The following is a 25272-nucleotide window of genomic DNA, read 5'->3' as shown; positions in this document are numbered from 1 at the left end:
CCTCAACAACGTATTCGCCTATGAGTTGGCGCGCCCGACACCTTCCATAGCGGCAGGGGAGCCTTGTGAGCTGCGGGCGCCGGCTTCGTCCCCGATCAGTGCTCGCTGAAAGTGCGCGGTGTCTCCAGATGGCGCTGCCACGCGATGAGCGGGCTTGTCATCAAAGGCGTCGTCCCGGGTTCGAAACTGTCATCCAGCGAGCTCGGGGCGGCATCCCGCAGAAACGGGCATTGTCCCACCTTCGCAGCAAAAGGTTCCGGCGTGCCCACTGTGAACGGTGGAGGGAAGCCGCTGGCTTCCCTCCACCTATGTCAACTGGCAGTACGGGCTGCAGGGTCGGAGAGGAAGGCGTGCAGGGGCAGGCTTCCTGATCCTCGGACGAGGGATCCTTCTCCCATGCCGGTGGGCACGATGCGTTCAGCTGCCGTGGGGCGGGGGAGCCGGGCGGCGGCCGTGGCACGGAGTGGGCAGACATGTTCCGGGGTCTGCAGAAGCCCGCCGCCGAGGAAGACGAGCAGGTGGGGGTCCATGAGGTCCATCAGGATGCCGGCGGCGGTGCCGACGTACTCCGCCGTTTCTTGAGCAGTGCCGCGGCGTGTGTGCTGCCGGAGCGGCATTTGGCGACCAGTGTCGTCCACTTCGGCGATCCGGGTTGGTGAGTGCTCTGGGCGCGCGGTGTTGGTCCTGGGGCCGAGTCCGCTGGTACCGCGCTGCAGTCGCCGTAGCGGATGGACCGCGCGGGCGGAGATGGCCCAGGTAGCAGCCCCGGCGAGTGTCGCGGCCAGCAGCGCTCCGGTCGGCACCCGCCTTCGTACCAGTGAGCGCTCGTCTTCCCGGCGACGTCCAGGTATGCCTTGGCGACGATGGTTGCGCGGGCGCGTAGTTGGTCGTCGCGCCAAGGCCCAACGCCGCGGTGGCGGCCCTGCTGAAGGGCGAGGAGGACGACAACGCCGAGCACCGAAGGTGCGTGCGTGGGTGGAATATGTCATCGGCCGGATGAAGAACTACAAGATTCGTTGCGACTGCCGCCAGCGTGGCGACGGCGTCCATCGCGCAATCCAGGCTGTTGTGTCGCTCACATGCACAACCTCGCCCTCGCATCATGAGCGGACAAGCCCGCTTACCGCTTCGACCTGCCTGGGCTCCGCCCTGTGCAACACCCTTTAGCAGAGGCCTGCGTGGGGGCAGTCCTCTGGCAAGCGCTTGCGTCACACCCGATAGCCCCCTGACGTCGAGAGTCCACAAAATTCCCACAAGAACGCCGTCTAACTTTTCGGCGCCATGAGCGACGAACTCGGTTCCGTTCCAGCGTGTAGTAGCTGGGCTCACAGATGGGATACACCTTTCTCAATGGTGACGGAGATAAAGCGGATATCCGCTTCGGGCGGCATGCAGCGCCAGAGTGGCTCCGTGCCCCGATCACGCCGAGAACACGAAGCCCTGGTGTTGCGCTTGCTGCGTGAGCACGGTCCGCTGACGCGAGCTGACCTAGGGACCCTGTGCGGTCTATCGCGCACCACCCTCTACGACGTGGTCGGAGCGCTATTGGACGGCGGCACCGTCCTTGCCTCAGTACCGGAGGTCACCCATCGCAGACGGGGCCGCCCGGCAGAAGTGCTGACGCTCAACCGTGCGTCTGGCCAGTTGCTCGGCATCGAATTTGCACGACGGGCAGTTCGGGTGGCTGCGATGGACGCGGTCGGCGAGATCGTCGGATCCGTAGGTGAGGCGCACGGCCCCGACACGCCGTGGCAAACCCGCATTGAAGTTGCCTGGCGGCTTGCGAACGAGCTGGCCGACGGGACATTGCGACCGGGCGCCTTGAGCGCCATCGGCGTAGGAGTGGTCGGACCGGTCGGCTTACCGGCCAGCGGCTCCTTGGGGGGGCGTCGGCGTAGTACGGTTTCGGCACTGGTGCACCAGCGTTTCGGCGCACAGGTACTGATCGATAGCAACACGCGGCTGGCAGCGTTGGCCGAGACGATTTGGGGCGCCGCCCGAGGAGAACGCAACGTGTTGTACCTGCGGTTGTCGCATGGCGTCGGAGGCGGACTCGTGATGGCCGGCATGCTGCACCACGGTTCTCAGGGCCGATCCGGCGAATTCGGCCACATCACTGTGGAGGCTGACGGGGCACGCTGTGAGTGCGGAGCGAGGGGGTGTCTGGAGACAGTCGCCTCGATCGACGCGGTACTGGCGGCCCTCGGAACCGCGGGCGGTGCGGCAGCAGACCTGTCGGAGTTGGTGAGCGCACTGCGGTTAGGGGATCGGACCGCGCATGAGGTTCTTTCGCGGGTCGGCGCTCGCGTCGGTAAAGTACTAGCTGATGTGAGCCATGCGGTCGGGCCTGATGTGATCGTCTTGGGTGGTGAGCTGGTCGAGACCGGTGCAGCCTTGCTGAAGCCCATCGAACGGATGCTCAACGCGCATGCCATGCGCAGCGTCCACGGGGTACCGAGATTGATTCCGGCCGGACTCGGCCATTCCGGCGCCGCGCTCGGGGCCATCGCCCTGCTCCAGCAGCACTCTGACCAAGGCGTGACGTGGCTGCGGGAGACGCACCGGGCAACGGTGGTACGCCGGATTGACGAGGCTGCGCGTGTAGCCAAGCCGCATAGGCCACGGCAGCGGCAGGTCCAGCAGGGCCTCGAGAACGTGGTAGAGGGTCAGGCTGCGGTGCGGGCTTTTGGGCTGTAGCGCCGCAGGGTGACCCTGGCTCTATGCCGTCCGACCAGCTCACCGAACGCCTCCCCCGGCTGCTGGGGCAGATCCTCCTCAACTGACTAGCCGCCCGAAAGGCAGTGTCTTTTCGCAAAGGGGCCGCTGCAGCCAGCTGGTCAGGACACAAGTTTGCGGACAGGGAATTATGGGGGCCCGATTTTTTCCGGGGCGGCTGATTTAATCCGAACCGATGCCCTTGCGGATTCCCTTCCTTGAAGCCATTGTTGCGGAGGTCGGGGAAATATCCTCCCTCGCAAGCTGCGGGCAACTTCCACGGTGAGGTAAAGTAGGTACGCAATGGCCGACGGCACGCTCCACCGCCCCGACACCGGATGTGGTGAGCCCACTCCGGTTTTAGCCGAAACCGAGTTGCAGGAGAGACGGGCCGTGGGTGCATGGTTAGCTCGTGTGCTGTTGTGGGCCTTGGCCTCGGCCCTGGTTCTCTTCACGGTCGTCCTCGCCTGGGCCGTCACTATCGCTGGCGGAGGCTGGTACCTGCTGCTGTCGCTCTGCATTGCAGTTCCGCTGCCTCTCTGGTGCTTCCTGGCCGACCGCCGACGCGGAGAGTATTCCCCGTAGGGACTCACAGTCGTAGGGCCGGATTAAATGCGTCGGTGCTCGGATCAGTTCGTAAACCGGCCAAGCCCCCCAGTCGGCCACTACGCTAACGACGTGGAAGTTCCACAACCGGTACCCGCCGGTGAGTATCTTGGCCTGCTGGCCCGATGCCATGGATACGCCGGCGCGGGGGTTGCTGCATGCCGCCACAGGTGGCGACGCGCCCCCCAGGCACTGGACCCCGCCTGCCATCCCCCGCAGCGCGGGGTCCAATGCCGACGCCGGGAGTGCCGGCCGACTTCTGATCCGGCGGAGCGCCCCAAATGATGAACGCAAAGCACGGAGGTTCTGTCGCATGCTCGACAGTCGTCACCCACGAAAGGTCCTGAGCGCCCTGTGCGCGGTTCTGGCCGCGGTATTGCTGGCCTCCTGCACGAGAGGGGAGAACACGGCCGGGGGCGACCCCTCTCCCACGGCCAGTGCCTCGACTTCCGAGAGCAGGCCCAACGTGGTGTACGTCCTCACCGACGACCTGTCGTGGAACCTCGTGAAGTACATGCCCCACGTACGTCGGATGGAGAAGAACGGAACGACCTTCACGAACTTCTTCGTCACCGACTCGCTGTGCTGTCCGTCGCGTTCGTCCATCTTCACCGGCCAGTACCCGCACAACACGGGAGTCTTCACCAACAACGGGAAGGACGGCGGCTACGGCGCCTTCCTGAAGAACGACGACGAACAGAAGAGCTTCGGACCCGCGTTGCAACGCGCCGGCTACCGAACCGGCTTCATGGGGAAGTACCTGAACGGATATCAGCCGGCCGATCGCAATGGTACGTCCAAGCCCTACGTTCCGCCCGGCTGGGACGAGTGGGACGTCGCCGGTGACGGATATCCCGAATACGGCTACGACTTGAACGAGAACGGTGCGGTCGTGTCCTACGGGCATAAGCCCAAGGACTATCTGACGGACGTGCTGTCGAAGAAGGCGACGTCCTTCGTGGGGTCCTCGGCGAAGGCGGGCAAGCCGTTCATGCTGGAGGTGGCGACATTCGCACCGCACGGCCCCTCCACACCCGCTCCACGTGACGCGAACACATACCCCGGGCTCACCGCCCCGCGCACGAACTCCTACGACAAGGCGACGCTCCATGCTCCGAAGTGGCAGCACAGCCTGGCACCTCTGACGGCGAAGGAACATCAGGACATCAACGAGAAGTTCGCCAAGCGGGTGCGGTCCGTGCAGGCCGTCGACGCGATGATCGGCAGCTTGCAGAGCACGCTCGAGGAGCAGGGCCTGGCGGACAGCACCTACTTCGTCTTCGGGTCGGACAACGGCTTCCACATGGGTGAACACCGGCTCAGGCCGGGGAAGCAGACCGCGTACGACACCGACATCAAGGTGCCGATGATGGTCACAGGACCGGGTGTGCCGGCCGGTCAGCGCGTCTCGCGGCTTGCCGAGAACATCGACATGAACCCGACCTTCCAGGAACTCGCGGGCGTCAAGCCCCCTTCGACCGTCGACGGGCGCAGTCTTGCCAGCCTCATGCACGGCCACACCGAGGACGACTGGCGCCAGGCCCTGCTCATCGAGCACCATCAGGCGGCGTCCAAGAACGGAGATCCCGACGCGGCACCCGACAACAGCGGCGACCCACCGGACTACGAGGCGCTTCGGACCACGGACGCCCTCTATGTCGAATACGCCGACGGAGAGCGCGAGTTCTACTCGACGGCCTCGGACCCCGACGAGTTGAACAACCGGGCAGCGTCACTCTCCGACGCACAACGCGCGTCACTGCAGCGCACGCTCACCGCGCTACGGAACTGCAAGGGGACGAGCTGCCGCACGGCGTCCCGACCGCGCACGTAGAACGACGGGCAGGGACGAGTGAGCAGACAGGAAGAATTCGTGATTCCGGTGTCCGTTCCGTCCCTGGCGCCCGGCGGCGGTCTCTGCTCGGCCGCACCCGGCTCGGTCCCGGTACTTCGGCAAGGGCGGTCGGCTCATCCAAGCGCGGAGCTGCTTCGCGGGCAAACGGTCTTGCCACCGTGCGCACCGCATTCGGCACAACTTCGGCAGCATGTTCCAGCACGAACGCGGCTGCACCACCGAGCAGGCGATACGGGAAGTAGTGGCGCTGCACGACCGGGTGATGTGCCGTTAAGAGAAGCCGCTGACCTCCCTCCACTCAGGTCAACTACACGGGTCAACCCTCGATAGGCGTCCGTAGCATCGGCACAGGATCGGAGAAGAAGGCGTGCAGGGGCATGCTGCCCGATCCTCGGACGAGGGATCCTTCTCCCAGGCCGGTGGGCACGATGCGTTCGGCTGCCGTGGGGCGGCTGAGCCGGGCGGCGGCCGTGGCGCGCAGTGCGTCGAGATGCTCCGGGGTCTGCAGCAGGCCGCCGCCGAGGACGAGCAGGTCGGGGTCCATGAGGTCCAGCAGGATGCCGGCGGCCGTGCCGACGTACTCGGCCCGTTCCTTGAGCAGTGCCGCGGCCTGTGTGCTGCCGGAGCGGGATTTGGTGACGAGTGACTCGAAGGAAGCGTGGGACGGTACGACGCCGGCCTGGCGGGCGCGCTCCAGCACGGCGACGTCGCTGGCAAGCGCCGCCAGACAGTCCGTGCGTCCGCAGCGGCACGGCGTGCCCTGAGTGGCATGTCCGAGCGGAAGATGGTCGAGCGTTCCTGCCGCGGAGTCGTGACCGAGCCGGAGGCGTCCGTCGACCATCAGGCCGGCGCCGACGATGTTGCCGATGAACAGGAAGATCGAGGAGTCGGCGTGCCGCGCAGCACCGAGGTAGGTCTCGGCCAGTGCCATCGCGCGGACGCTGCTGTCGATGAAGACAGGACCCTCACCCGTGTCCAGTTCCTCTGCGAGACGCACGTTCCGCCAGCCGAGCAAGGGGTGGTCGACGACGACACCCGTATGGGGATCGACCCGGCCACCGGTGGCCACGCCGGTACCCAGTACCCGCTCGGGCCCTCCGGCCTGCGTGACGAGCTGGTCGCGCAGCTCCCGGGCCTCGTTGAGGATCGCCTTCTGCGTTCGGCCACGGTGCGTGAGCGCGTGTTCCGTCACGACGTCCCCGGCCAGGTCGAGCAGTCCTCCGGTGGTTCGGCGCAGTCCGATGTGGATGCCGGCGAACCGGTAGTACGAGGTGTCCAGGGCCACGGGCACGCGCGGGCGCCCCATGTTGCCCCCGGCCACCGCGGTGAGTTCGACCAACATGCGGGCACGCGCCATCTGCGCGGTGATCTTGGTCATGCTCGTTGCACTGAGCCCGGTGGCCTGGACGATCTCGGAGCGTGCCGACGGCCCGCGGTGCAGAAGGGTCCTGGCGACGAGCGCCGTGTTGCGGCGCCGCAGGCTCTCCAGACCGCTGCCGTGCGGCTGTGCCGTGCTGGGCAGGGGGCCGCCGTAGCGGCGCGGCGCGGCCTCGTGGTCGTCGGTGTCAGCGGAGTACATCGTCACCCCGCAGTATGTCCACCTCGGCACGGGACGGCAGCCCTTCCCAGTCGCCGGGGCAGGCGACGTTGACGGCGGCGACCGTCGCGGCGGTCTCGAGCGCCTCTTGGGGGGTACGGCCGTGAGCCAGGTCGGCCAGCAGGCCCGCGGCGAAGGAATCGCCCGCGCCCACCGGGTCGAAGGACTGCACGGGACGTGCCGGGACCTCGTGCAGACGTCCGTCGTGCCAGGCCACGGCTCCCTCGGCGCCGCACTTGACGACGGCAAGCCTGGGTCCCATGCGACCGAGTGCTGCGGCCGCCTCGAAAGGGTCGGCCATCGGGTGCTTCGTCAGGATGGTGGCCTCTTTCCGGGTGGCGAGCACGATGTCGGCCTGCTTGATCACTTCCATGAGTATCGGTCGGGCCTCCATGGCAGTCCAAAGCGCCGAGCGGTAGTTGAGGTCGACACATGTGGTTCGTCCGGCCTGTGCCGCCAACTCCAGTGCACGGAACACCGCTGCACGGGCGGTTGCGGACAGGGCCGGTGTGATGCCCGACAGATGCAGGATCCGTGCCTGAGCCACATGCTCGGGCAGGACGTGCTCCGGAGCGAGCCGTGCGCCGGCGCTGTGGCGGCGGTAGTAGGACACACGGGAGACGTCGGCGCTGCGCCGCTCCTTGAGCAGCAGACCAGTGGGGGTCTCGGGGTCGATGACGACGCCTTCGGTATGCACCTGCTCGGCATGGAGGGTTCTGAGGATGAGCCGGCCGATCTCGTCGTCGCCGACGACGCCCACCCAGGCGGCGCTGCCGCCCAGCCTGCTGACCCCGATGGCGACGGTGGTCTCGGCACCTGCCATGGACAGACGCATCGGACCCCCCATCCGCAACGGCCCGATCCGCTCGCTGTCGAAGAGCCCCATCGTCTCGCCGTATGTGATCACGTCGACGGTCATGCGACCGCGGCCTTCCACGCGCGGGCCCGCACCCGCAACTGGGTGAGATCCCCGGTCTCCAGGGTATCGCCGGTCAGCGGCGAGCCGACTCCCAGGGCGACCGCGCCTGCGGCCAGCCAGGCGGCCGCGTCGGAGAGTCCGACACCGCCCGTGGGCACGACACCGGCCGCGGGCAGGGGTACGCGCAGCTGGCGCAGGAACTCCGGTCGGTGCGAGGCCGCCGGAAACAGCTTCACGAGTTCGGCACCCGCCTCCAGCGCCATGGCGATCTCGGTCGGAGTGAACGTTCCCGGCAGCACCGCGGCGTCATGGGCACGCGCGTACTCGATCACCGGCACCGACAGGCTGGGGGACACCAGAAAGCGCCCGCCCGCCTCCAGGGCCCGCCGCGCGTCGTCGACCGTGCGCACGGTGCCCGCGCCGACCGTCGCACGCCCGTCGAGGACTTCGACCGCCTGCCGCAGGGCGTCCAGTGCGCCGGGGCTGGTCAGGGGGAACTCCAGCACCTGGACGCCTTCCTCGACGAGTACCTGCGCCGCGGCCACCAGGTGGTCGGAGCTGGAGCCCCGCAGGATCGCCACGAGGCGGGTGTTCCGGATCGCCTGCTCGGGAGTGGCCGCCTTCATGACGTCTCTCCCGATGGAGCGAGCACGGACGTCTGCGTCGGACCGAGGCCGCTGCCGCTCAGCTCGCCGGGGAAGTGACAGGCGGCGTACCGCCCCGGGGCGACCTCGGTGAGCGGCGGGCCCTCGGTGGCACAGATGGTCCGTTCCGGGTTGGCCTTGGGGCCGATGGGGCAGCGGGTGTGGAAGCGGCAGGCGGGCGGCGGGCTGATCGGACTCGGTACGTCGCCGGTCAGCACGATGCGCTCGCGGGCCCGCTCGCGCACCGGGTCGGGCTCGGGCACCGCGGACAACAGGCTTGCGGTGTAGGGGTGTTGGGGCCTGGACGTGATCTCCTCGGAGGGCCCCGACTCAACGATGTGGCCGAGGTACATCACCATGATCCGGTGCGAGATGTGCCGGACGGTGGCGAGGTCGTGGCCGATGAAGAGATAGGCGAGCCCCAGCCGCCGCTGCAGGTCCTGGAGCAGGTTCACGATCTGCGCCTGCAGCGACACGTCGAGGGCTGCCACGGCCTCGTCGCACACCAGCAGCCGCGGGCCGACCGCGAGAGCGCGGGCGATGACGATGCGCTGCCGCTGCCCGCCGGAGAACTCATGGGGGTAACGCGACGCCACCTGCGGGTCCAGGCCCACCAGTTCCAGAAGTTCCGCCACGCGGCGCCTGACCTCGCTGCCCCGGGCGAGCCCATGCACCAGCAGAGGTTCGCCCACGGCGTCCGCGACGGTCAGACGCGGGTTGAGCGACGACATCGGGTCCTGGAAGACCAACTGCGTCTGGCCGCGGTACCACCGCAGATCGCCGCCGCGCAGCAGACCGACATCCCGGCCGTCGAAGCGGATGGTCCCCGACGTGGCCGGATGGATGCCCAACAGAGCTTTGGCGAGTGTCGACTTCCCGCACCCCGACTCGCCCACCAGGCCGAGCGTCTCGCCGGGCGCGATCGAGAAGTCAATGCCGTCGACCGCGCTGACCTGGACGGTCCTGCGCCGCAGTGATCCGGTCCGCCTCTTCACCGGGAACGTCTTCACCAGACTCCGCACGCTCAACAGCGGCTCCTGGCCTTCGTGTTCGGCGACGGGGTCCTCGGCCGGTGCCGCCGGGGGCGCCGGCGGCAGCACGCGGTCCGCACCGGAGACCCAGCAGGCCCACTCCCGGCGGCCGTCCTCCTGCGTGAAGAAGGGGGGCTGCTCACTGTGGCAGCGTTCCACCGCGGCGTCACAGCGCGGTGCGTACGCGCAGCCCGGAATGGGAGCGATGAGGTTCGGCGGCCGGCCTTCGATGGGCGTCAGCGGCAGCTGCCTCGATGTGGCGAGGTGCGGTGTCGCGGCGAGCAGAGCCCTGGTGTAGGGATGGCCGGGCCGGGCGAACAGCTCGTCCACCGGGGCCTGTTCGACGATCCGCCCGCCGTACATCACCGCCACCCGCTGGCAGGAGCGCGCCACCACACCGAGGTTGTGGGTGATGAGCACGATGGCCGTGCCCAGGTCGCGGTTGAGCTCGGCGAGCAGTTCGAGGATCTGCGCCTGAATGGTGACGTCCAGCGCCGTCGTCGGCTCGTCGGCGATGATGACGTCCGGCTCGTTGGCCAGCGCCATCGCGATCATCACACGCTGGCGCATGCCGCCGGAGAGGGCGTGGGGGTAGTCCGCCAGCCGCGTATCGGGATCGGGGATGCCCACCCGTTCCATGAGGTCCAGGGCGCGGGAGCGGGCCTGCGCGCCGGTGAACTTGCCGTGCGCGAGCATCGCCTCGACGAGCTGGTCGCGCACCCGCATCACCGGATTCAGCGAGGACATCGGATCCTGGAAGATCATGCTGATGCCGGCGCCGCGCACCTCACGCATGTCACTGTCGGAGAGCTTGAGCAGATTGCGCCCGTGGTAGATCACCTCGCCGGACACGATGCGTCCCGGTGACCTGACGATGCGCATCAGGGACATGGCGGTCACGGACTTGCCCGAGCCGGACTCGCCGACCAGAGCGAGCGTCTCACCGGCCTGAACGTCGAAGCTCACGCCACCTACCGCCCTGACGACACCGCGCTCGGTGGTGAAGTGGGTGGTGAGGTCTCGTACTTGCAGGACCGGATCGGTCATGAGCGCTCCTCCTCCGGAAGCCGGGCGAGCAGTCCGCCGTCCACGGGCAGGACCGCTCCGGTGACGAACGAGGCATCGGGGCCGGCGAGGAAGGCGACGCAGCGCGCGACCTCCGCCGGTCGGCCGGCGCGGCGCAGCGGGTAGCGCGCCACCACGTCGTCCAGCTGCTGGGGGTCGCGCCAGACGCGGGCGTTGCGTTCCACCGCGACGAAACCCGGGGCGACGGCGTTGACCCGTACTCCCAGGGGGCCCCACTCGACGGCCGCGTTGCGGGTGAATGCCGTGAGTCCCGCCTTGGCCGTGGCGTACGCGCCGAATCCGGTCAGGCCCCCGTGCGCGTGGACGGACGTGACGTTGACGATGGAGCCGGGGCGGGAGTCCAGGGCGGCGACGAAGCGGCGGCTGAGCGCGACCGGTGCGCGAAGGGAGACGGCCAGCGTGTGATTCCAGCCCTCGTCGGTGCTGTCGAGCAGAGCCGCGCGTTCCTCGGCGAACGCGCAGTTGACCAGAACTCCGAGTGCACCGGGCAGAGTTGAAGCGACGTTCAGGCACTCGTCGTGGGTCTTGGCGTCGGTGATGTTGCCGACGACCGAGTGCCACGGCGCGTCGGTGGTGACCGTGTCGTCGATGTCGACGGCGACGACCTGGCTGCCGAGCTCATGGAGGCGGGTGGCGACGGCACGGCCGATTCCGCGCGCGGCGCCGGTGACGATGCTGGTGATGCCGTCCAGCGTGGCCATGGTCAGATCACCATCCTGTTGGTGGGCAGACCGCGGGTGGCGGTGGCGAGCCGGAACAGCGAGCCGCCTCCCCGGGCGATCTCCGCGGTGCGCCGGTCGGGGTCCACGGGGCGGCAGCCGGAGGTTACGAACAGGTCGCCCAGGCCGTCTCCGCCGAAGGCGCAGCTGGTGGGGTACCGGACCGGGAGCGTGATGCGTTCCTGCAGTTCGCCGGCGGCGGAGTAGCGGGCCACGGCGCCACCGTCGGCGAGCGCGACCCACACGGCGCCGTCGGCATCTACGGTGATCCCGTCGGGCATGCCCTCCTCGGAGGGGACCTGCACGAAGGCTTCACCCGGGCCGAGAGAGCCGTCGCCGACGTCGTACGCGAACGTGGTGATGGTCTGCCGGAGCGAGTCGACGAAGTACATCCTGTCCGCGGCGGGGGACCAGGCGATTCCGTTCGCCAGGGCCACGTCCTCGAGCATGCGGACGGGGGTGTCCTTGCCCGGGTCCAGGCGCCACAACGCTCCGGCCAGGCCGGGCCGGTGGGGCAGCGGCATCGTGCCGAGCCAGAGGCGGCCGGCCGGGTCGACCGCGGTGTCGTTGATGCGCAGGCAGCGGCTGTCCGGTACGTCGGCGAGGTGGCGTGTGCCGTCCTCGGTCCTCTCGTAGACGCACAAGGCCGACGTCAGGACGAGTGCCCCGTGCTCCGTCAGGGCGACGGCCGAGAGGGGCGGTGCCAGTTCGACGGTCGAGGTGGCTTCGGCCCTGGGATCCGTCGCGTGGAGCCGGCCACCCCACAGGTCCACCCAGAGCAGGACTCCGTTCGCCTCGTCCCAGAGCGGACTCTCGCCAAGCAGGGCACCGGCGGGGCTGATGGCGGTCGGGCCGGCCGTCGTGGCCGCGGTGCTCGGCGGGTTCGTATGGGCGTTCATCGGCGCAGCAGTCCCCGGTTCAGGCCGTCGGCGATCAGGTTGAAGCCCAGCACCAGTGCGGTGACCACGACGATCGGGCCCAGCGCGTACCACTGGTTCTGGTTGAGGAAGTTGACGCTGGTGCGCAGCAGCGCGCCGAGCGAGGGTGCCGGTGGGCGGATGCCGATGCCGACGAAGCTCATGGCACCTTCGATGAACACCGCCATGGACAGGCTGAGAGCTGCCTGCACGATCAGCGCGTCGAGGGCGTTGGGCAGGATGTGCCGCACGATCACGCGTGCCCGGCCGGCGCCGATGACCTCGGCGGCAACAACGTAGTCGCGGCTGCGCTGGGACTGCAGCGCCGAGCGGGTCAGCCGTCCGAACAGCGGGACGTTGACGAGGATCACCGTGACCATGATCGCCGTGATGCCGGGGCCGACGGCGGTCGCGGCCACGGCGACTCCCAGGACCAGGGCGGTGAAGGCCAGCATGACGTCGAAGATCCGCTGGATGACGGCGTCCACGACGCGGTGCAGCCCGCACGCCAGGCCGAGCATGGTGCCCACGACGGCGCCGAGGGGCACCGCGACGCCGGCGACCAGGACGTCCTGGCGGATGCCGTAGAGCACACGGCTGAAGACGTCGCGTCCGAACTCGTCGGTGCCCAGCAGGTGCGCCGAGCTGATCCCGGCGAAGCTGTCACTGCCCTGGGCGTCGACGCCGTACGGCGCTGTCCAGGGGGCGAGGACGCCGAGGAGGAAGAGCACCGCGACGATGGTGATGCCGGCGACCGTCTCGGGACGGCGCAGGGCCCGGGTCCAGCGGGAGCGCTGCGCTTTCATCGGGACGGTGACGGTCGAGGGTGCGGTTACGGCGGTCATCACGCCTCCAGGCGCACGCGCGGGTCGACGGCGGCATCGGCGAGATCGGTCAGGGTCTGGACGACGACGAACACGGCGACGGTGAACAGCAGCAGGTCCTGGACGAGGACGTAGTCGCGGTTGAGGACGGAGGCCACCAGCAGGTCCCCGATGCCGTGCCAGCCGAAGATCGCCTCGACCACGATGGCGCCACCGAGGAGCTGGCCGACCTGGATGCCCAGCACCGTCAGGACCGGGGGGAGCGCGTTGGGAATGATGTGGGCCTGGACCAGGCGGCGGGTGCGCAGCCCCTTCGCCAGGCCGGTGCGGACGAACTCCTCGTCCTGCACCTGGCGGATCGACGCGGACAGGAACCGCGCGAGGATCGCGGCGGTGGGCAGTCCGAGGCACACGGCCGGCATCAGCAGGTACTGGACGGCGATCTCCGGGTCCTGGGAGAGGGGGATGTAGCCGCCCGAGGGCAGCAGCCTGACCGTCACGGCGAAGAGCAGGACCAGGAGTACGCCGCTGACGTACGGCGGGATCGCGAAGGCGAGCGAGACCAGTGCTCCGGTCACCTTGGTCAGCACCCGGCTCCGGCTGACGCCGAGGACCACGCCGGCGATGCCGCCGAGGAGGACCGCGACGAAGAGGGCGGCGAGCGTCAGGGAGACGGTCTGGCCGAGCGCGTCACCGATGGCCGCGCTCGCGGACTGCCGGCGGACGTAGGAGGTGCCGAGGTCACCCGTGAGGATCCCGCGGATCCACTCCAGGTACTGGGCGACGACGTTCTGGTCCAGGCCGAGTTCGTGACGTACCGCCGCGACCGTGGCCGGGGTGGCGTCCGGGCCGGCCAGGACGTTCGCCGCGTCGCCCTCCGCGAGCCGGGGAACGCAGAAGACCAGCACCGAGGCCACAGCGAGCACGAGAGCTGCCGAGGGCAGTCGCTTGAGGGCGTATCGCAACATGGCCGCGTACTCACTTCGTCAGGTACGCGTCGTCGAGATCGAGGTAGTCGTACATGTTGTACTTCAGGTCCTTGAGCTTGGTGGAGATCGTGAACGTGTGGGAGCTGACGACGAGGTCGTCGACGAACTGCTGCTTCAGCAGGAAGTCGTTCATCCTGGCGTAGGCGGCATCGGCCTTCTGGCCGCCGGTGGTCGTCCACAGCTGCTGGGCGAGGGTGCGGTAGGTGCCGGAGTCGAAGTTGGAGGCGTTCTTGTCGGCGTTGAACGGGAACGCGCCCTTGACCAGGGTCGCCGGGTTCAGCTGGCCGAACCCGTGGACGTTGACGAACAGGCCGGGCAGGCCGCCGCCGGAGAGCTTGCCGAAGAAGTCGGCCGCCTGAAGGGGCACGAGCTTCGCTTTCAACCCGGCCTGCTTGAGGTCGAACTGCACGATCTCGGCGATGGCCTGGTTCGTGGGCAGACCGGAGTTGAAGACGATGTTCACCGCCGCGCCGGTGGCGCCGGCCTTGGCGATCAGCTGTTTGGCCTTGCCGATGTCGCGGTGGTACGTGTTGGCCTTGGCCTTGTCGAACGCCGACGAAGAGGGCGACCAGGGCAGTGAGCTGGTCTGCCCGATGCCGGCGAGCACCTGCTTGAGGATGCGGTCGCGGTCGACGGCCCAGGCGATGGCCTGCCGGAACTGCGGCTTGTTCAGCGGCGGGACCGTCACGTTGGACCCGATGTAGTACGCGGCGTCGGCGGCACCGGAGGCGATGACCTTGAAGTTCGGGTCGCCCTTGAGGGACACCGTGTCGAGGGGTGCGAGATCGAGGGCCAGCTGGCTCTGGCCGGACCTGAGGGAGGACTTCATCGACTGCGACTGGCTCTGGACGTCGATGTTGACCCGGTCCAGGTACGGGTGCCCCGATTTCCAGTAGTGGCCGTACCTCTTCAGCTGGAGTCCGGAACCAGGGGTGTACTTGACGACCTTGAACGGCCCCGTTCCGACGAACTTCTTGCCCGCCAGGAGGTCGTCGAAGGTGGCCTTGTCCACGATGGGCATGACCTCGAACAGGTCGAACAGGTTCGACAACGGCTTGTCCATGCGCAGAGTGAGCGCGTGGTCGCCGTCGGCCTTCATGCCGGTGATCGCCTGTGCCACATGCTTGAACTGCGAGGGCACGTCCTGCCGTGTGATCGCCTTGATGGAGAAGATGACGTCGTCGGCGGTGAAGGGACGCCCGGAGTGGAAGGTCACGCCGTCCCGCAACCGCAACGTGATCGACTTGTGGTCCGGGGACATCTTCCAGCTCGTCGCGAGCTGCGGCTGGGGTTTCAGGGTGGTGCGGTCGTACTCGGTCAGGGTGTTGAACACGGTCCTGATGACCGAGAAGTTCGGGTTGTTCTGGGACAGGAAGGTGTTCGGTGCGATGTCGGCGCTCTGGACGATGTTCAGGGTGCCGCCCTGCTTGCGCCCGGACGAGCCCTCATCGTCGACGGCCGACTTGCACCCCGAGGCGGCGAGGGCCAGACAGGTCACGCCTGCCGTCACGATGAGCGCGCCGCGTCGCGTGAGAACGCGCTGGAAAGGGTGCTGGGGTATGGACATGGCGCTCCCCTTTAAAGGGTGGTGGACCACAGGACTCGAAGACTCGGATGCCGTGTGTCGAGGGTCAGGCCGAGACCTGGACGGTCATCGAGGTGAAGGCGACCCTCCGTTGTGCGTTCCAGACCTCCGACGAGGTCGGACCGCCAGGGTGCTTCGCCGAACTGGTACTCCAGTTCCGTGGCGTTGGGACAGACGGCGAACAGGTGGGCGGCGGCCGCAGTGGCCACCGGACCCGACGGGTTGTGCGGCGAGACGGCTGTCTCCGGTGCGCCTCGCGCGATGGACAGCACACGCTGAATGCCGCCCGCGTGTTTCACATCGGGCATCAGGACGTCGAGCAGGCCCTCGGACACCGCCGTGTCGGCCTCCGCGGCATGGAACATGAACTCGCCGCCCGCCAGCGGGATCGTCGTGGCGGCCCGCAACGCGCGAAGGCTCTCTGTCTGCTCCATGGCGACCGCGTCCTCCAGCCAGCCGATGCCGAGGTCTTCGAGGGCCGGCAGAAGGCGGTGGATCTCCTCGGCCGGAAGCCGCTCGTGGCAGTCCACCCTCAACTCGATGTCGTCGCCGACGGCCTCGCGGATCGCACGAAGTCGGCGCAGACCGGTGGCGGCAAGCGGTCGGTCTCCGTCCGCGACGTCGAACGGCGCGCACTTCACCGCGGAGAAGCCGGCCGCCACCGCCTTCGTCGCCGCCGCCGCCACATCGCCCGGCGCACGCCCTCCGGGCACCCGATTGATGTTCGCGTACAGACGCACCGGTGCGGGAGCTGAACCGCCGAGCCATTTCCAGACCGGCTCGCCCGCCGCTTGTGCCGCGTGATCGGTGAGCAACTGCTCCAGACCGCCCATGAGCGTCGCCGTGACGAACGCGTCCGGCCGCGTCTGCTCGCCGACCCGCCGCGCGAGCGCGTCGACGATGCCGGCCCGGTCGGCCGACAGATCCCGGCCACGCAGCTGCCCGGCCAGAAACTCCAGTTCGGCCACCAGTTTCGCAGGCTGTCCGGAGTCGGAGCACTCGCCGAGCGCGAGGCGACCGACGTCCTTGAGAACCACGAATTGCCACTGCGTCCGGTCGCTGACGTGCGACTCCAGCAGTTCCAGCGTGCGGCCCATCGGCACCCCCTTGGTTGCTACACAGTAGAAATTAAGTAGGGTGGGCGTCAACGGGTGTGTCATGCCGTGCCGGCCGCGGTGGCCCGTCGTGAAGCCGCGCGGCCGAAACCGTCAGGGCATCGGTACGGCCGCTGTCCCCGGACCGAACAGAACCCGGCCGTAGTCCTCCGCGACGGTGTGGGAGCCGAACTGCGGGTGGCGCATGATGACCGCCAGGTCGCGCCAGATGCGCCGCAGCGAGGCGCCCGGGGCGAAGCCGCCCAGGCTGTGCGGGTCCAGCAGCCAGTCCACGGCCTCCCGGCATTCCTGCGCGGCGGACGCCATCTCCGCCCGCATGCACGGGTGTTCCCGCGCGGGGCGGAACACGGAGTTCGCGGGAGCATGGAGCTGATGGAGCCGGTCGTCGAGGGCATCCGCTACGCGCAGAACGCGGCTTGTCGCCGAGTCGAGGAGCCGGCAGGCGGTGGTGAGCCACGGCCGGGACGGTGGGTGATGGACGGCCGACGTGAGGGCGTCGACGCCCGCCGACACCTTCTCCATCGCGTGCTGGGCGCCGCGTGCGGCTCCGAGCAGCGGGGCGAGCATGACGACGGCGATGCCGAGCAGTGCCGTCGAAGCGGCGGGGAAGCCGGGGGCCCGGTCCGCTTCGGCGGTGGGGAACACCACGTAGGCCGGGGGTACCGCCACGTCCTGGGCCACGAGCGTGTGACTGCCCGTTCCGGCCATGCCGGTGACGGGCCGGTCGCGTTCGACGGAGAGGTCCCTGGTCGAGATCAATGCCGGGCAATACAGGTTGGGTTGGCCCTCCGCGTGCACGGGTACCGCGAGGACCGCCCACGCCGAGTCCTCGCAGCCGGCGACGGCCTGCCACCGCCCCGAGACGCTGAAACCGTAACTGGTCCGCTCGCCCAGGGCGCTCAGCGGTGTGGTGGAACCGCACATGATCGCGTCGGGGTCGGCGAACAGAACCTCGCGGGTGGCCTCGGGGAACACCGACGAGCCCACGGTCTTCAAGGCTGTGGACAGTGCGGTGATCCACGCCGTCGACGGACACCCCTGCCCCAGTTCGGCGATCACCCGCACCTGGGTCCGCAGACCGGCTCCGGCCCCGCCGGCATCGCGCGGGACGCCCATCGCGAACAGTCCGGCCCGCCGTACCACCGCCAGGGAATCCGCGGCCGGACGCAGATCATGCTCCGGCCGTGCGGCGTTCGCCGCCAACGTCCGTGCCGCGGTGCGGGCCCGCTCCATCAACTCCTCGTCGCAGGCGGCCGCGGGAGTTTCTCGCAATTCAGTACTCATGCCAGATCCTTTGCATCCGCATCGCTGAGAGTTAATTGCATGCGAGACCGCTGCAGAGTTCGGAAGGACACCGGGACGCCAGGTCAGAATGCGGGCGTACCGGCGACAGCCGCAAGGCGACCGCCGCCGGATTAATTGGCACTGGCGGGGAATAATTCGACAGGGAGGAAAGCGGATATCGACCCTAGCGGAACGTAAACCTAGGTGTGCTTGGTGAACAGGCCCGGCGGGGCCTGTTCGGGGGTTCGGGTCAGCCAGTCGCGGTGCAGCAGCGGCAGGGTGTACTCCGTGTCCTGGACGCCCGTGGCCGGCAGGTGGAGCTCGAAGCGTGTGCCGGGCCGGCCGTCAGGGCGGTCCGACACGGTGATGTGGCCGCCGTGGAGGGCGGCTTGCTGGGCGACCAGGGTGAGGCCCAGGCCGGAGCCGGGGCTGTCGGGGCCGCGGTGGAAACGCTGGAAGATCTCCTCGCGGCTTTCGGGAGGGATGCCGCGGCCGTGGTCGTCCACCACGAGCACCGCGGTCGCCGCACGCCCACCGAGCGGCGGGCGCAGGGTCACCTCGATGCGGGCGACGCCGTCTTCGGCGCGGCCGTGGGTCCAGGCGTTGGTCAGCAGGTTGTCCACCGCCGAGCGCAGACCCTGCTCCCAGCCGTCGACACGCACCCCCGCGGTGGTGCGTACGGACACTTCGGCGTCGGGGCGGGTGCGCCGCAGGTCGCAGACCGACGCCTCCACGAGCTCCCCGAGGTCCAGTGGCGAGAACGCGTCCGCCTCGATCAGGTCGCCCTGTGCGAGCGCCTTCAGCATCACCAGCAGACCGAGCAGCCGGGTGTGTTCGCGCCCGAGGTCCCCGAGCACCTCCGCCCGGTCCTCGGGGTCGAGGCCGGGGTGGTCGGTGAGGATGTCGAGGTTGGTGCGCATGCTCATCAGCGGGGTGCGCAGCTCGTGGGAGGCGGTCGCGGCGAACGCGCGGGCGGTGGCCAGTGCTTCCCCGGTGCGCGCGGCCTGCTCGTCGTAGCGGGCGAGCACGGTCTGCACCGTGTACGCCAGGTCGTCCACCTCGGTGACCCGGGTCGGCGTGTGCTCCAGGCGTACGGTGCTGGTCCTGGGGTCCAGTCCACTGGTACGCCGCTGAAGCCGCCGTAGCGGAAGAACCGCCCGGGCGGCGATGGCCCAGGCGGTGGCACCGGCCAGTGCGGCGGCCACCAGCGCACCGGTCAGTACCCGTTGGCGCACCAGCGCCAGTTCGTCCTCGGCCGTGTCCGGTGACAGCAGCCACAGATTCGGGGTGTTGCTCTCTCGCGCCGCGGCACCGACGCGCAGTGACAGGACGAGCCAGTCCTTGCCGCCGGAGGTCACGGTGACGGGCGTCGGGGCGTTGCGGGGCAGCGTGGGGTTCGGCTCGGGCTGCGGGCCGGCCGAGATCGTGTCCTGCGGCCCCTTCAGCCGGACGCCCACATCCCGGGCGGAGTTGATCAGCCGGCGTCGGCGGACCTGCTTCAGGAGCGGGTGGTCGGTCCCGGCCACGTCCAGATACGCCTTGGCGTTCCGGGCGACGACCGTCGCGCGGGCGCGTAGTTGGTCGTTCTGGTGCGTGCGCAGGTCGCTGCTGACCAGGTGCAGCAGCAGCCAGCCGGAAGCGAGGACCAGCACGGGCACGCTCACGCCGACCGCGAGCGCGATACGGGTGGACAGTTTCACGGCGTGCCCTCGATGTGCGGGGTCTGGCGGTCCGCGCGCAGGACGAAACCGACCCCGCGCACGGTGTGCACCATCCGGGGCCGGCCGCCTGCCTCCAGCTTGCGCCGCAGATAGCTGACGAAGGTGTCGACGGCGTCACTGCGGACCTGGAAGTCGTATCCCCAGACCCAGTCCAGCAGTTGCTCGCGGGTGAGCACGATGCCCGCGTTGCGGGCCAGGATCTCCAGCAGCGCGAACTCGCGCCGGGTCAGTTGCAGTGGCCGGTCGTCCAGAACGGCCTGGTGGGCGGCCGGGTCGAGGACGAGGCCGCCGACGCGGAGGGGGCCGGTGGCGGCCGGCGGGCGGCGGCGCAGCAGGGCGTGCAGCCGCAGGACCAACTCCTGGAGTGCGAACGGCTTGACCAGGTAGTCGTCCCCGCCCGCCTGTAGGCCCGCCACCCGGTCGGCCGTCTCGTCCAGCGCGGAGAGCATCAGCACGGGTACGTCGTCGCCGTCGTCGCGCAGGGCCCGGCACACGTCGATGCCGCTGAGAACGGGCATGCTGACGTCCAGGACGACGATGTCGGGGCGGCCGACGCGGGCCTCCGCCAGACCGGTGTGACCGCCGTCCGCGACCGTCACCGTGAATCCGCTCAGCCTCAGCCCCCGTGCCAGTGACCGCCGTATCGCCGCGTCGTCGTCGACCACCAGCACCCGCCCGGCCTTGCCTGCCATGCACACCTCGGTTTCACCGCGTCGAACGAGCTTGCCCGGAGGATACCGATCAAAGTACGGGCAGGCTCTGCCCGAGACCGCAGGAGCGCCTCGTCCGGTACTGCGACGGCGTGCATCCCATGATGCGGCGGAAGCTCCGCGAGAAGTGCTCGGAACCGGAGAATCCGCAGCGCCGTCCTATGCGGGCGATGGTGTCGTCGCCGGTCTCGAGATACTTGCGGGCCAGGTCGATCCGGAGTTCGGTGAGATAGCGGTACGGGGTGAATCCGGTGGTGGCCTTGAAACAGCGTACGAAGTGGAAACGGCTGAAGGAGACCAGGGACGCCAGGTCGCCGACCGAGACCGGTTGTTCGAGGTTGGCCCGCATATAGGACAGAATCGTCTCGAGCTGCCCTGAGCTCAGCAGGCCGGCTGTCCTGCCCGAACCGGACGAGTGCGGCGCGAGCAGGTGGGCGGCGATGAACTGCGCCGCCGACTGCGCGTACAGGTCGTCAGCGCCGACCTCGCTCGCGGCCGCCACCGCCTTCACCATGGCCGCGAGGAGCGGGTCGAACCGCGTCACCGGGTGCGGATCCCACAGATACGGGACGCGTGACCGCAGGTCCTCCTCGGTGATGAACCGGCGCAGCGTGTCGACCGGGAGGGTGAGGGTGGCGATCGTCACGGGCTCGTCACCGGTCGGTGCCACGACCAGCGTCCGGCTCAGCCCCGGGGGAATGATGCACACGTCGTCGGGAAGTGGGAACGCCTCTTTCCCTGTCCGTGTGCCGTGACCTTCGCGAATTTTCAGAAGCCCGCTCAGATGGGCATTCAGTTTGATTCCTGAAGACGACGGCAGATGGAACGTGTGGACGCCCTTCTTGAACGTTTGCTTCCACACGTGCAGGGAGTTCCATGCTTTGCTCCCCACCCCGCTGGTTACCTTCAACGCCCGGTTTCCTCTCGTCCGGTTCCACGGCTCTCGATGCAGGTGCCGTGTATAGAGTGCAGGGGAATCAGAGGCTGCCGCAAGGCGACTGGTCCGGATTAATTGGCCTGAGCACGGAATAATTCGGCGGGAGGCAATCTGATATTGACCGGGGCGGATTCCTGCTGCCACGCTCCCAGCATGATTCGCACTCGTCAATTGCTGACACTTACAGCCGGCTTGGCGGCGATGGTGTTCGCCGCTCAGAGCGGAATGAGCGCGGCGACAGCCCACGCCACCGCCCCCACCGTGAAGCCGGCCGCGGCCACGGCAGCGGCCAAACCGAACATCGTCTTCGTACTCACCGACGACATGTCCACAAACCTGCTCCAGTACATGCCCGAGGTGCAGAAGCTCCAGTCACAGGGCACGTCGTTCAGCGACTTCGTGGTCAGCAACTCGCTGTGCTGCCCGTCCCGTTCGTCCATCTTCACCGGTGAGTACCCGCACAACACCGACGTCCTCAGCAACACGGCAGGGTCCAACGGCGGCTTCAAGGCCTTCCACGACAACGGCCTGGAGAAGGACACCTTCGCCGCCGCCCTGAAGGCCAAGGGCTACCGCACCGCGATGATGGGCAAGTACCTCAACGGTTACGACCCCAAGTCCACGGTCGACGGCCAGCAGCCGTACGTGCCGCAGGGGTGGAGCCAGTGGGACGTCGTCGGCAACGGCTACCCGGAGTACAACTACAAGCTCGCCCACAACCACAAGATGGAACCCCACGGCGACAAGAACAAGGACTATCTGACCGACGTCCTGAGCGAGAAGGGCCAGTCGTTCATCAAGAAGTCCGCGGCGGCGAACAAGCCGTTCATGCTGGAGGTCGCCCTCTTCACACCGCACGGTCCGTCCACGCCGGCCCGCCGGGACAAGAAGGACTTCCCTGGCCTGAAGGCGCCGCAGGGCCCCGCCTTCGACAAGCTCCCGACCAACGCGCCGCCGTGGCTGGCCCGGCAGAACCCGTTGACCCAGAGCGAGAAGACCGCGATCGACAAGAAGTTCCGCAAGCGCGCACAGTCGCTCCAGGCGGTCGACAAGATGCTCGGCAAGCTGCGCCAGAGCCTGACCAGCGCCCACGTCGCCGACAACACCTACGTCGTCTTCAGCTCCGACAACGGCTTCCACCTCGGTGAGTACCGGCTCAAGGCGGGCAAGCAGACGGCCTTCGACACCGACGTCCGCGTGCCGCTGGTGATCGCAGGACCCGGTGTCGCGGCCGGACGGACGAGCCACGCCCAGGTGTCGAACATCGACTTCGCGCCCACCTTCGAGAAGATCGGCGGCGCCGCGGTGTCGTCCAAGGTGGACGGGCACAGCATGCTCCCCCTCCTGGACGGCGGCTCGGACGCGGGCTGGCGCACGGCCAACCTGATCGAGCACCGCCACGCCAAGCCGGCTCATGACGACCCGGACAACGACGGCACCGAGAGCGTCAGCCCGCCGAACTACCACGCCATGCGCACCAACTCCTACACCTACGTCGAGTACGACAGCGGCGCGAAGGAGTACTACGACCTGAGCACCGACCCCGACGAGCTGCACAACACCGCCGGACAGCTGAGCCAGGCCCGCCTGGCGAAGCTGCACGACGCGCTGACCGGGCTGAAGAACTGCCACGGCGACGGCTGCTGGAGCGCCGGACACCCGTAGCAGGGCTTCCCATGGGTGCCCTGGCCGCCCGCCGCGGCCAGGGCACCGCGTGGGCGGGCGTCCGCGCGCGCCCGTTTCCCCAGCGTGTTCCGTCACACACAGCACTGGAGAGAGGAATTTCCGCATGTTCTCGTCCGACGCCCACCCGCCCACCCGCCGCAGAGCGCTCGCCTCGATGGCGGGTGCCCTAGCCGGATCGGCGATCGTCTCCGCCGCCCCGCGCGCCTTCGCCGACTCCGACGGCGCCGACCCGGCCGCCGAGGCCGCGCGAGGGGGGCTGCCGCTCACGGTCGTCAACAGCAGCGGCAAGTTCGCCAACGGCAAGGTCCACCTGTACGTCGTGGGCAGCAAGGGAGACCGGCAGGTACGGCTCACCCGGCGGGGCACCCTGGCCCCCGTCAAGCTCTCCGACAACCACGCGGGCGGCTTCGCCGACTACTCCATCCCGCTGACCGCCCACGGCGCGACCGAGCTGCGACTGCCGCAGATGTCCGGACGCATCTACGTGGCCCTCGGCCACAAGCTGAAGTTCAAGGCCGTCAGGGGCGCCGACGGCAAGATCGGTCTTCAGCAGCCGGCCGGCTGGGTGGAGTCCGACCCCAACTTCTCCGTGCTGCACGACTTCGTGGAGTTCACCCACGACGCGTCCGGCATGCACTGCAACACCACCATGGTGGACATGTTCAGCGTTCCGATGATGATCGGGCTGAACGGAGCGAAGAACCACAGCACCGGCCGGCTGCCCGCCGGCGGCCGCGTGAAGGTCTTCAACGCCCTGAGGAACCACCCGGACTTCAAGCACCTCGTCATAGCCGACCGGCGCGTCATCGCCCCGAGCCACGGCCTCGACGCCGGCCGGTTCCCCCAGCGCTACTTCGACGACTACATCGACAAGGTCTGGCACACCTACCAGAACAAGAACCTCGTCGTCAGGACGAACGCGGGCACATTCACCGGCCGGGTCAGGAACCAGCAGCTCACCTTCAGCGGCCCCGCGCAGGTCTCCTTCGCCAAGCCCTCCACCCGTGACGTGCTCTTCTGCGACGGGGCGCTCGCCGCCCCCAACGACGGGATCACCGGCCCCGTCGCCGCCGCCCTGGGCGCCGCGTTCAACCGCTCGACGCTGCTGAGCCACAGCAAGCAGCCCACCACCCGCGCGGCCACCTTCTACGACACCGCCGTCACCAACCACTACGCCAAGGCCATCCACGCCGCGACCAGCAACGGCAAGGCCTACGGCTTCGCCTTCGACGACGTCGCAGACTGGGCCTCCTACATCGAGGACCCCAGCCCCCAGCACATGCACCTGACGCTGACCCCGTTCTGAGACACCCGCTCTTGCGTGCAGCAAGCGACCACCGAGGGAGTACCAGGTGAAGAGATTACGTGAGTTGCTTCTCGCGGCCGTGCTGTGTCTCATGCCGGCCGTCGCGTCCGCCGGAGCCGCGCATGCCGCCGTGGCCGACGAATCCCGCACCGTGCCCGCCGCTACCACCGTCGCCGCACCCGAGGCGAGTGCGGCCGCCGGCGCCCACACGGTGACGTTCGTCAACCGGTCCGGGAAGAAGCTGTGGATCGGCAGCACCGTCAACAAGGACGAGCCCGACGGAGATTCGAAGAACCTGAAGTCGCTGCCCGTGCTCAAGCCCGGGCAGTCGGCGACCGTGACCATCCCGGAGGACAAGGCCCCCCACCACTGGCGCGGCAAGTTCTTCGCCCGCCAGGGATGTTCGGGCAAGTCGGGAAGCACGTTCCACTGCGCCATCGGCGACTGCGGAGTATTCGCCCAGCGCTGCAAGACGGGCGAACAGCCGGTCAGCCTCGCCGAGTTCAACTTCGACAAGAAGGACACGAAGGCGCCCTGGTACGACGTCAGCTACGTCAACGCCTTCTCACTCCCCATCACCATCGCGCCCAAGGGAGCCGAGAAGGTCACCAAGAACGGCTCGTGCTCGCAGCAGGGCTGCCGGAAGAACCTGCTGCGTTACTGCCCGAAGGCCGACCGGCAGCACAACTCCGCCGGGAAGACCGTGCTGTGCGTGAACCCGAGCCGGGATGCCACCTCCGCCTACAGCGATGCCATCAAGAAGCACTGCCCCAAGGCCTACGCCTGGTCCAAGCAGGACCAGGAGACCGGCAACAAGACGATGCGGCAGTGCGCCAAGTGCGAGGGCTTCGTCGTGACGTTCTGGTGATCCCATGACCCCATGACCCCATGACCCCATGACCCCTGCTCCACGAGTCGGGCGCCCCCCCCCCCAACACCCCCGGCGGCCCGCGCGACATGGGGTGCGTGCCGGCGGGGCCGGGCCCGGCGGGGCGAGGGCGGGGGTGGGTAAGTATCGCCCCACGC

At 68.6% G+C, this 25272-nt stretch carries 20 protein-coding genes and 1 pseudogene; 7 read left to right on the top strand and 14 right to left on the bottom strand.

The window, feature by feature from the left end; all coding sequences use genetic code 11:
- The first annotated feature begins 473 nt into the window (after positions 1-473).
- The 4 genes and pseudogenes from ACWGJ5_RS28095 (at position 474) to ACWGJ5_RS28080 (ending at position 5155) form a co-directional block, all read left to right on the top strand.
- A complete protein-coding gene (locus ACWGJ5_RS28095) occupies positions 474-659 on the top strand; it encodes a hypothetical protein (RefSeq protein WP_453312446.1) in 186 nt (61 codons plus the stop codon).
- A gap of 263 nt (positions 660-922) precedes the next feature.
- A pseudogene (locus ACWGJ5_RS28090) lies at positions 923-1106 on the top strand (IS5/IS1182 family transposase); the annotation flags it as partial.
- Positions 1107-1350: 244 nt separating this feature from the next.
- Positions 1351-2697: an ROK family transcriptional regulator gene (locus ACWGJ5_RS28085; RefSeq protein WP_453312445.1), complete on the top strand. Its 1347-nt coding sequence runs from the start codon at positions 1351-1353 to the stop codon at positions 2695-2697.
- Between the two features lie 937 nt (positions 2698-3634).
- Positions 3635-5155: a sulfatase family protein gene (locus ACWGJ5_RS28080; protein ID WP_453312444.1), complete on the top strand. Its 1521-nt coding sequence runs from the start codon at positions 3635-3637 to the stop codon at positions 5153-5155.
- Positions 5156-5492: 337 nt separating this feature from the next.
- On the opposite strand, the gene ACWGJ5_RS28075 is transcribed toward ACWGJ5_RS28080, so the two are convergent.
- The 14 genes from ACWGJ5_RS28075 to ACWGJ5_RS28010 form a co-directional block, all read right to left on the bottom strand.
- Positions 5493-6755: an ROK family protein gene (locus ACWGJ5_RS28075; RefSeq protein WP_453312443.1), complete on the bottom strand. Its 1263-nt coding sequence runs from the start codon at positions 6753-6755 to the stop codon at positions 5493-5495.
- The gene (locus ACWGJ5_RS28070; protein WP_453312442.1) at positions 6742-7692 is read right to left on the bottom strand and encodes a sugar kinase; all 951 of its coding nucleotides are present in this window, start codon (positions 7690-7692) and stop codon (positions 6742-6744) included. Before ACWGJ5_RS28070 ends, ACWGJ5_RS28075 begins: the two co-directional genes overlap by 14 nt.
- A complete protein-coding gene (locus ACWGJ5_RS28065) occupies positions 7689-8318 on the bottom strand; it encodes a bifunctional 4-hydroxy-2-oxoglutarate aldolase/2-dehydro-3-deoxy-phosphogluconate aldolase (protein WP_453312441.1) in 630 nt (209 codons plus the stop codon). The genes ACWGJ5_RS28070 and ACWGJ5_RS28065 overlap by 4 nt, the downstream gene beginning before the upstream one ends.
- Positions 8315-10414 carry an ABC transporter ATP-binding protein gene (locus ACWGJ5_RS28060; RefSeq protein WP_453312440.1) on the bottom strand — a complete coding sequence of 700 codons (2100 nt, stop codon included), beginning with the start codon at positions 10412-10414 and terminating at the stop codon, positions 8315-8317. Before ACWGJ5_RS28060 ends, ACWGJ5_RS28065 begins: the two co-directional genes overlap by 4 nt.
- A complete protein-coding gene (locus ACWGJ5_RS28055; RefSeq protein ID WP_453312439.1) occupies positions 10411-11154 on the bottom strand; it encodes an SDR family NAD(P)-dependent oxidoreductase in 744 nt (247 codons plus the stop codon). The genes ACWGJ5_RS28060 and ACWGJ5_RS28055 overlap by 4 nt, the downstream gene beginning before the upstream one ends.
- A 2-nt stretch (positions 11155-11156) precedes the next feature.
- Positions 11157-12071, bottom strand: coding sequence for an SMP-30/gluconolactonase/LRE family protein (locus ACWGJ5_RS28050; RefSeq protein WP_453312438.1), 915 nt, complete (start codon positions 12069-12071; stop codon positions 11157-11159).
- Entirely contained in the window at positions 12068-12934 is an 867-nt protein-coding gene (locus ACWGJ5_RS28045; RefSeq protein ID WP_453312437.1) for an ABC transporter permease, read from the bottom strand. Before ACWGJ5_RS28045 ends, ACWGJ5_RS28050 begins: the two co-directional genes overlap by 4 nt.
- A complete protein-coding gene (locus tag ACWGJ5_RS28040) occupies positions 12934-13881 on the bottom strand; it encodes an ABC transporter permease (RefSeq protein WP_453312436.1) in 948 nt (315 codons plus the stop codon). Before ACWGJ5_RS28040 ends, ACWGJ5_RS28045 begins: the two co-directional genes overlap by 1 nt.
- Positions 13882-13891: 10 nt before the next feature.
- Positions 13892-15469 carry an ABC transporter substrate-binding protein gene (locus ACWGJ5_RS28035; RefSeq protein ID WP_453312435.1) on the bottom strand — a complete coding sequence of 526 codons (1578 nt, stop codon included), beginning with the start codon at positions 15467-15469 and terminating at the stop codon, positions 13892-13894.
- 11 nt (positions 15470-15480) lie between these two features.
- Complete coding sequence (locus tag ACWGJ5_RS28030) at positions 15481-16635, bottom strand: mandelate racemase/muconate lactonizing enzyme family protein (RefSeq protein WP_453312434.1); 1155 nt, start codon at positions 16633-16635, stop codon at positions 15481-15483.
- 60 nt (positions 16636-16695) lie between these two features.
- A complete protein-coding gene (locus ACWGJ5_RS28025; RefSeq protein WP_453312433.1) occupies positions 16696-17886 on the bottom strand; it encodes an acyl-CoA dehydrogenase family protein in 1191 nt (396 codons plus the stop codon).
- Positions 17887-18086: 200 nt separating this feature from the next.
- Complete coding sequence (locus tag ACWGJ5_RS28020) at positions 18087-19586, bottom strand: sensor histidine kinase (RefSeq protein WP_453312432.1); 1500 nt, start codon at positions 19584-19586, stop codon at positions 18087-18089.
- The gene (locus ACWGJ5_RS28015; protein ID WP_453312431.1) at positions 19583-20299 is read right to left on the bottom strand and encodes a response regulator transcription factor; all 717 of its coding nucleotides are present in this window, start codon (positions 20297-20299) and stop codon (positions 19583-19585) included. Before ACWGJ5_RS28015 ends, ACWGJ5_RS28020 begins: the two co-directional genes overlap by 4 nt.
- Before the next feature lie 49 nt (positions 20300-20348).
- Positions 20349-21398, bottom strand: a complete 1050-nt coding sequence (locus ACWGJ5_RS28010) for a helix-turn-helix domain-containing protein (protein ID WP_453312430.1) — start codon at positions 21396-21398, stop codon at positions 20349-20351.
- 9 nt (positions 21399-21407) lie between these two features.
- On the opposite strand from ACWGJ5_RS28010, the gene ACWGJ5_RS28005 reads away from it, so the two are divergent.
- The 3 genes from ACWGJ5_RS28005 to ACWGJ5_RS27995 all read left to right on the top strand — a co-directional run bounded on the left by ACWGJ5_RS28005 (position 21408) and on the right by ACWGJ5_RS27995 (position 25114).
- Complete coding sequence (locus tag ACWGJ5_RS28005) at positions 21408-22919, top strand: sulfatase family protein (RefSeq protein WP_453312429.1); 1512 nt, start codon at positions 21408-21410, stop codon at positions 22917-22919.
- Between the two features lie 124 nt (positions 22920-23043).
- A complete protein-coding gene (locus tag ACWGJ5_RS28000; RefSeq protein WP_453312428.1) occupies positions 23044-24246 on the top strand; it encodes a beta-1,3-glucanase family protein in 1203 nt (400 codons plus the stop codon).
- 46 nt (positions 24247-24292) lie between these two features.
- Positions 24293-25114: a thaumatin family protein gene (locus ACWGJ5_RS27995; RefSeq protein WP_453312427.1), complete on the top strand. Its 822-nt coding sequence runs from the start codon at positions 24293-24295 to the stop codon at positions 25112-25114.
- Positions 25115-25272: the final 158 nt, after the last annotated feature.

The sequence above is a fragment of the Streptomyces sp. NPDC054783 genome (assembly GCF_053611725.1).
Note: the sequence above shows the minus strand (reverse complement) of the source record. Positions and strands in the feature narration are given on the sequence as shown.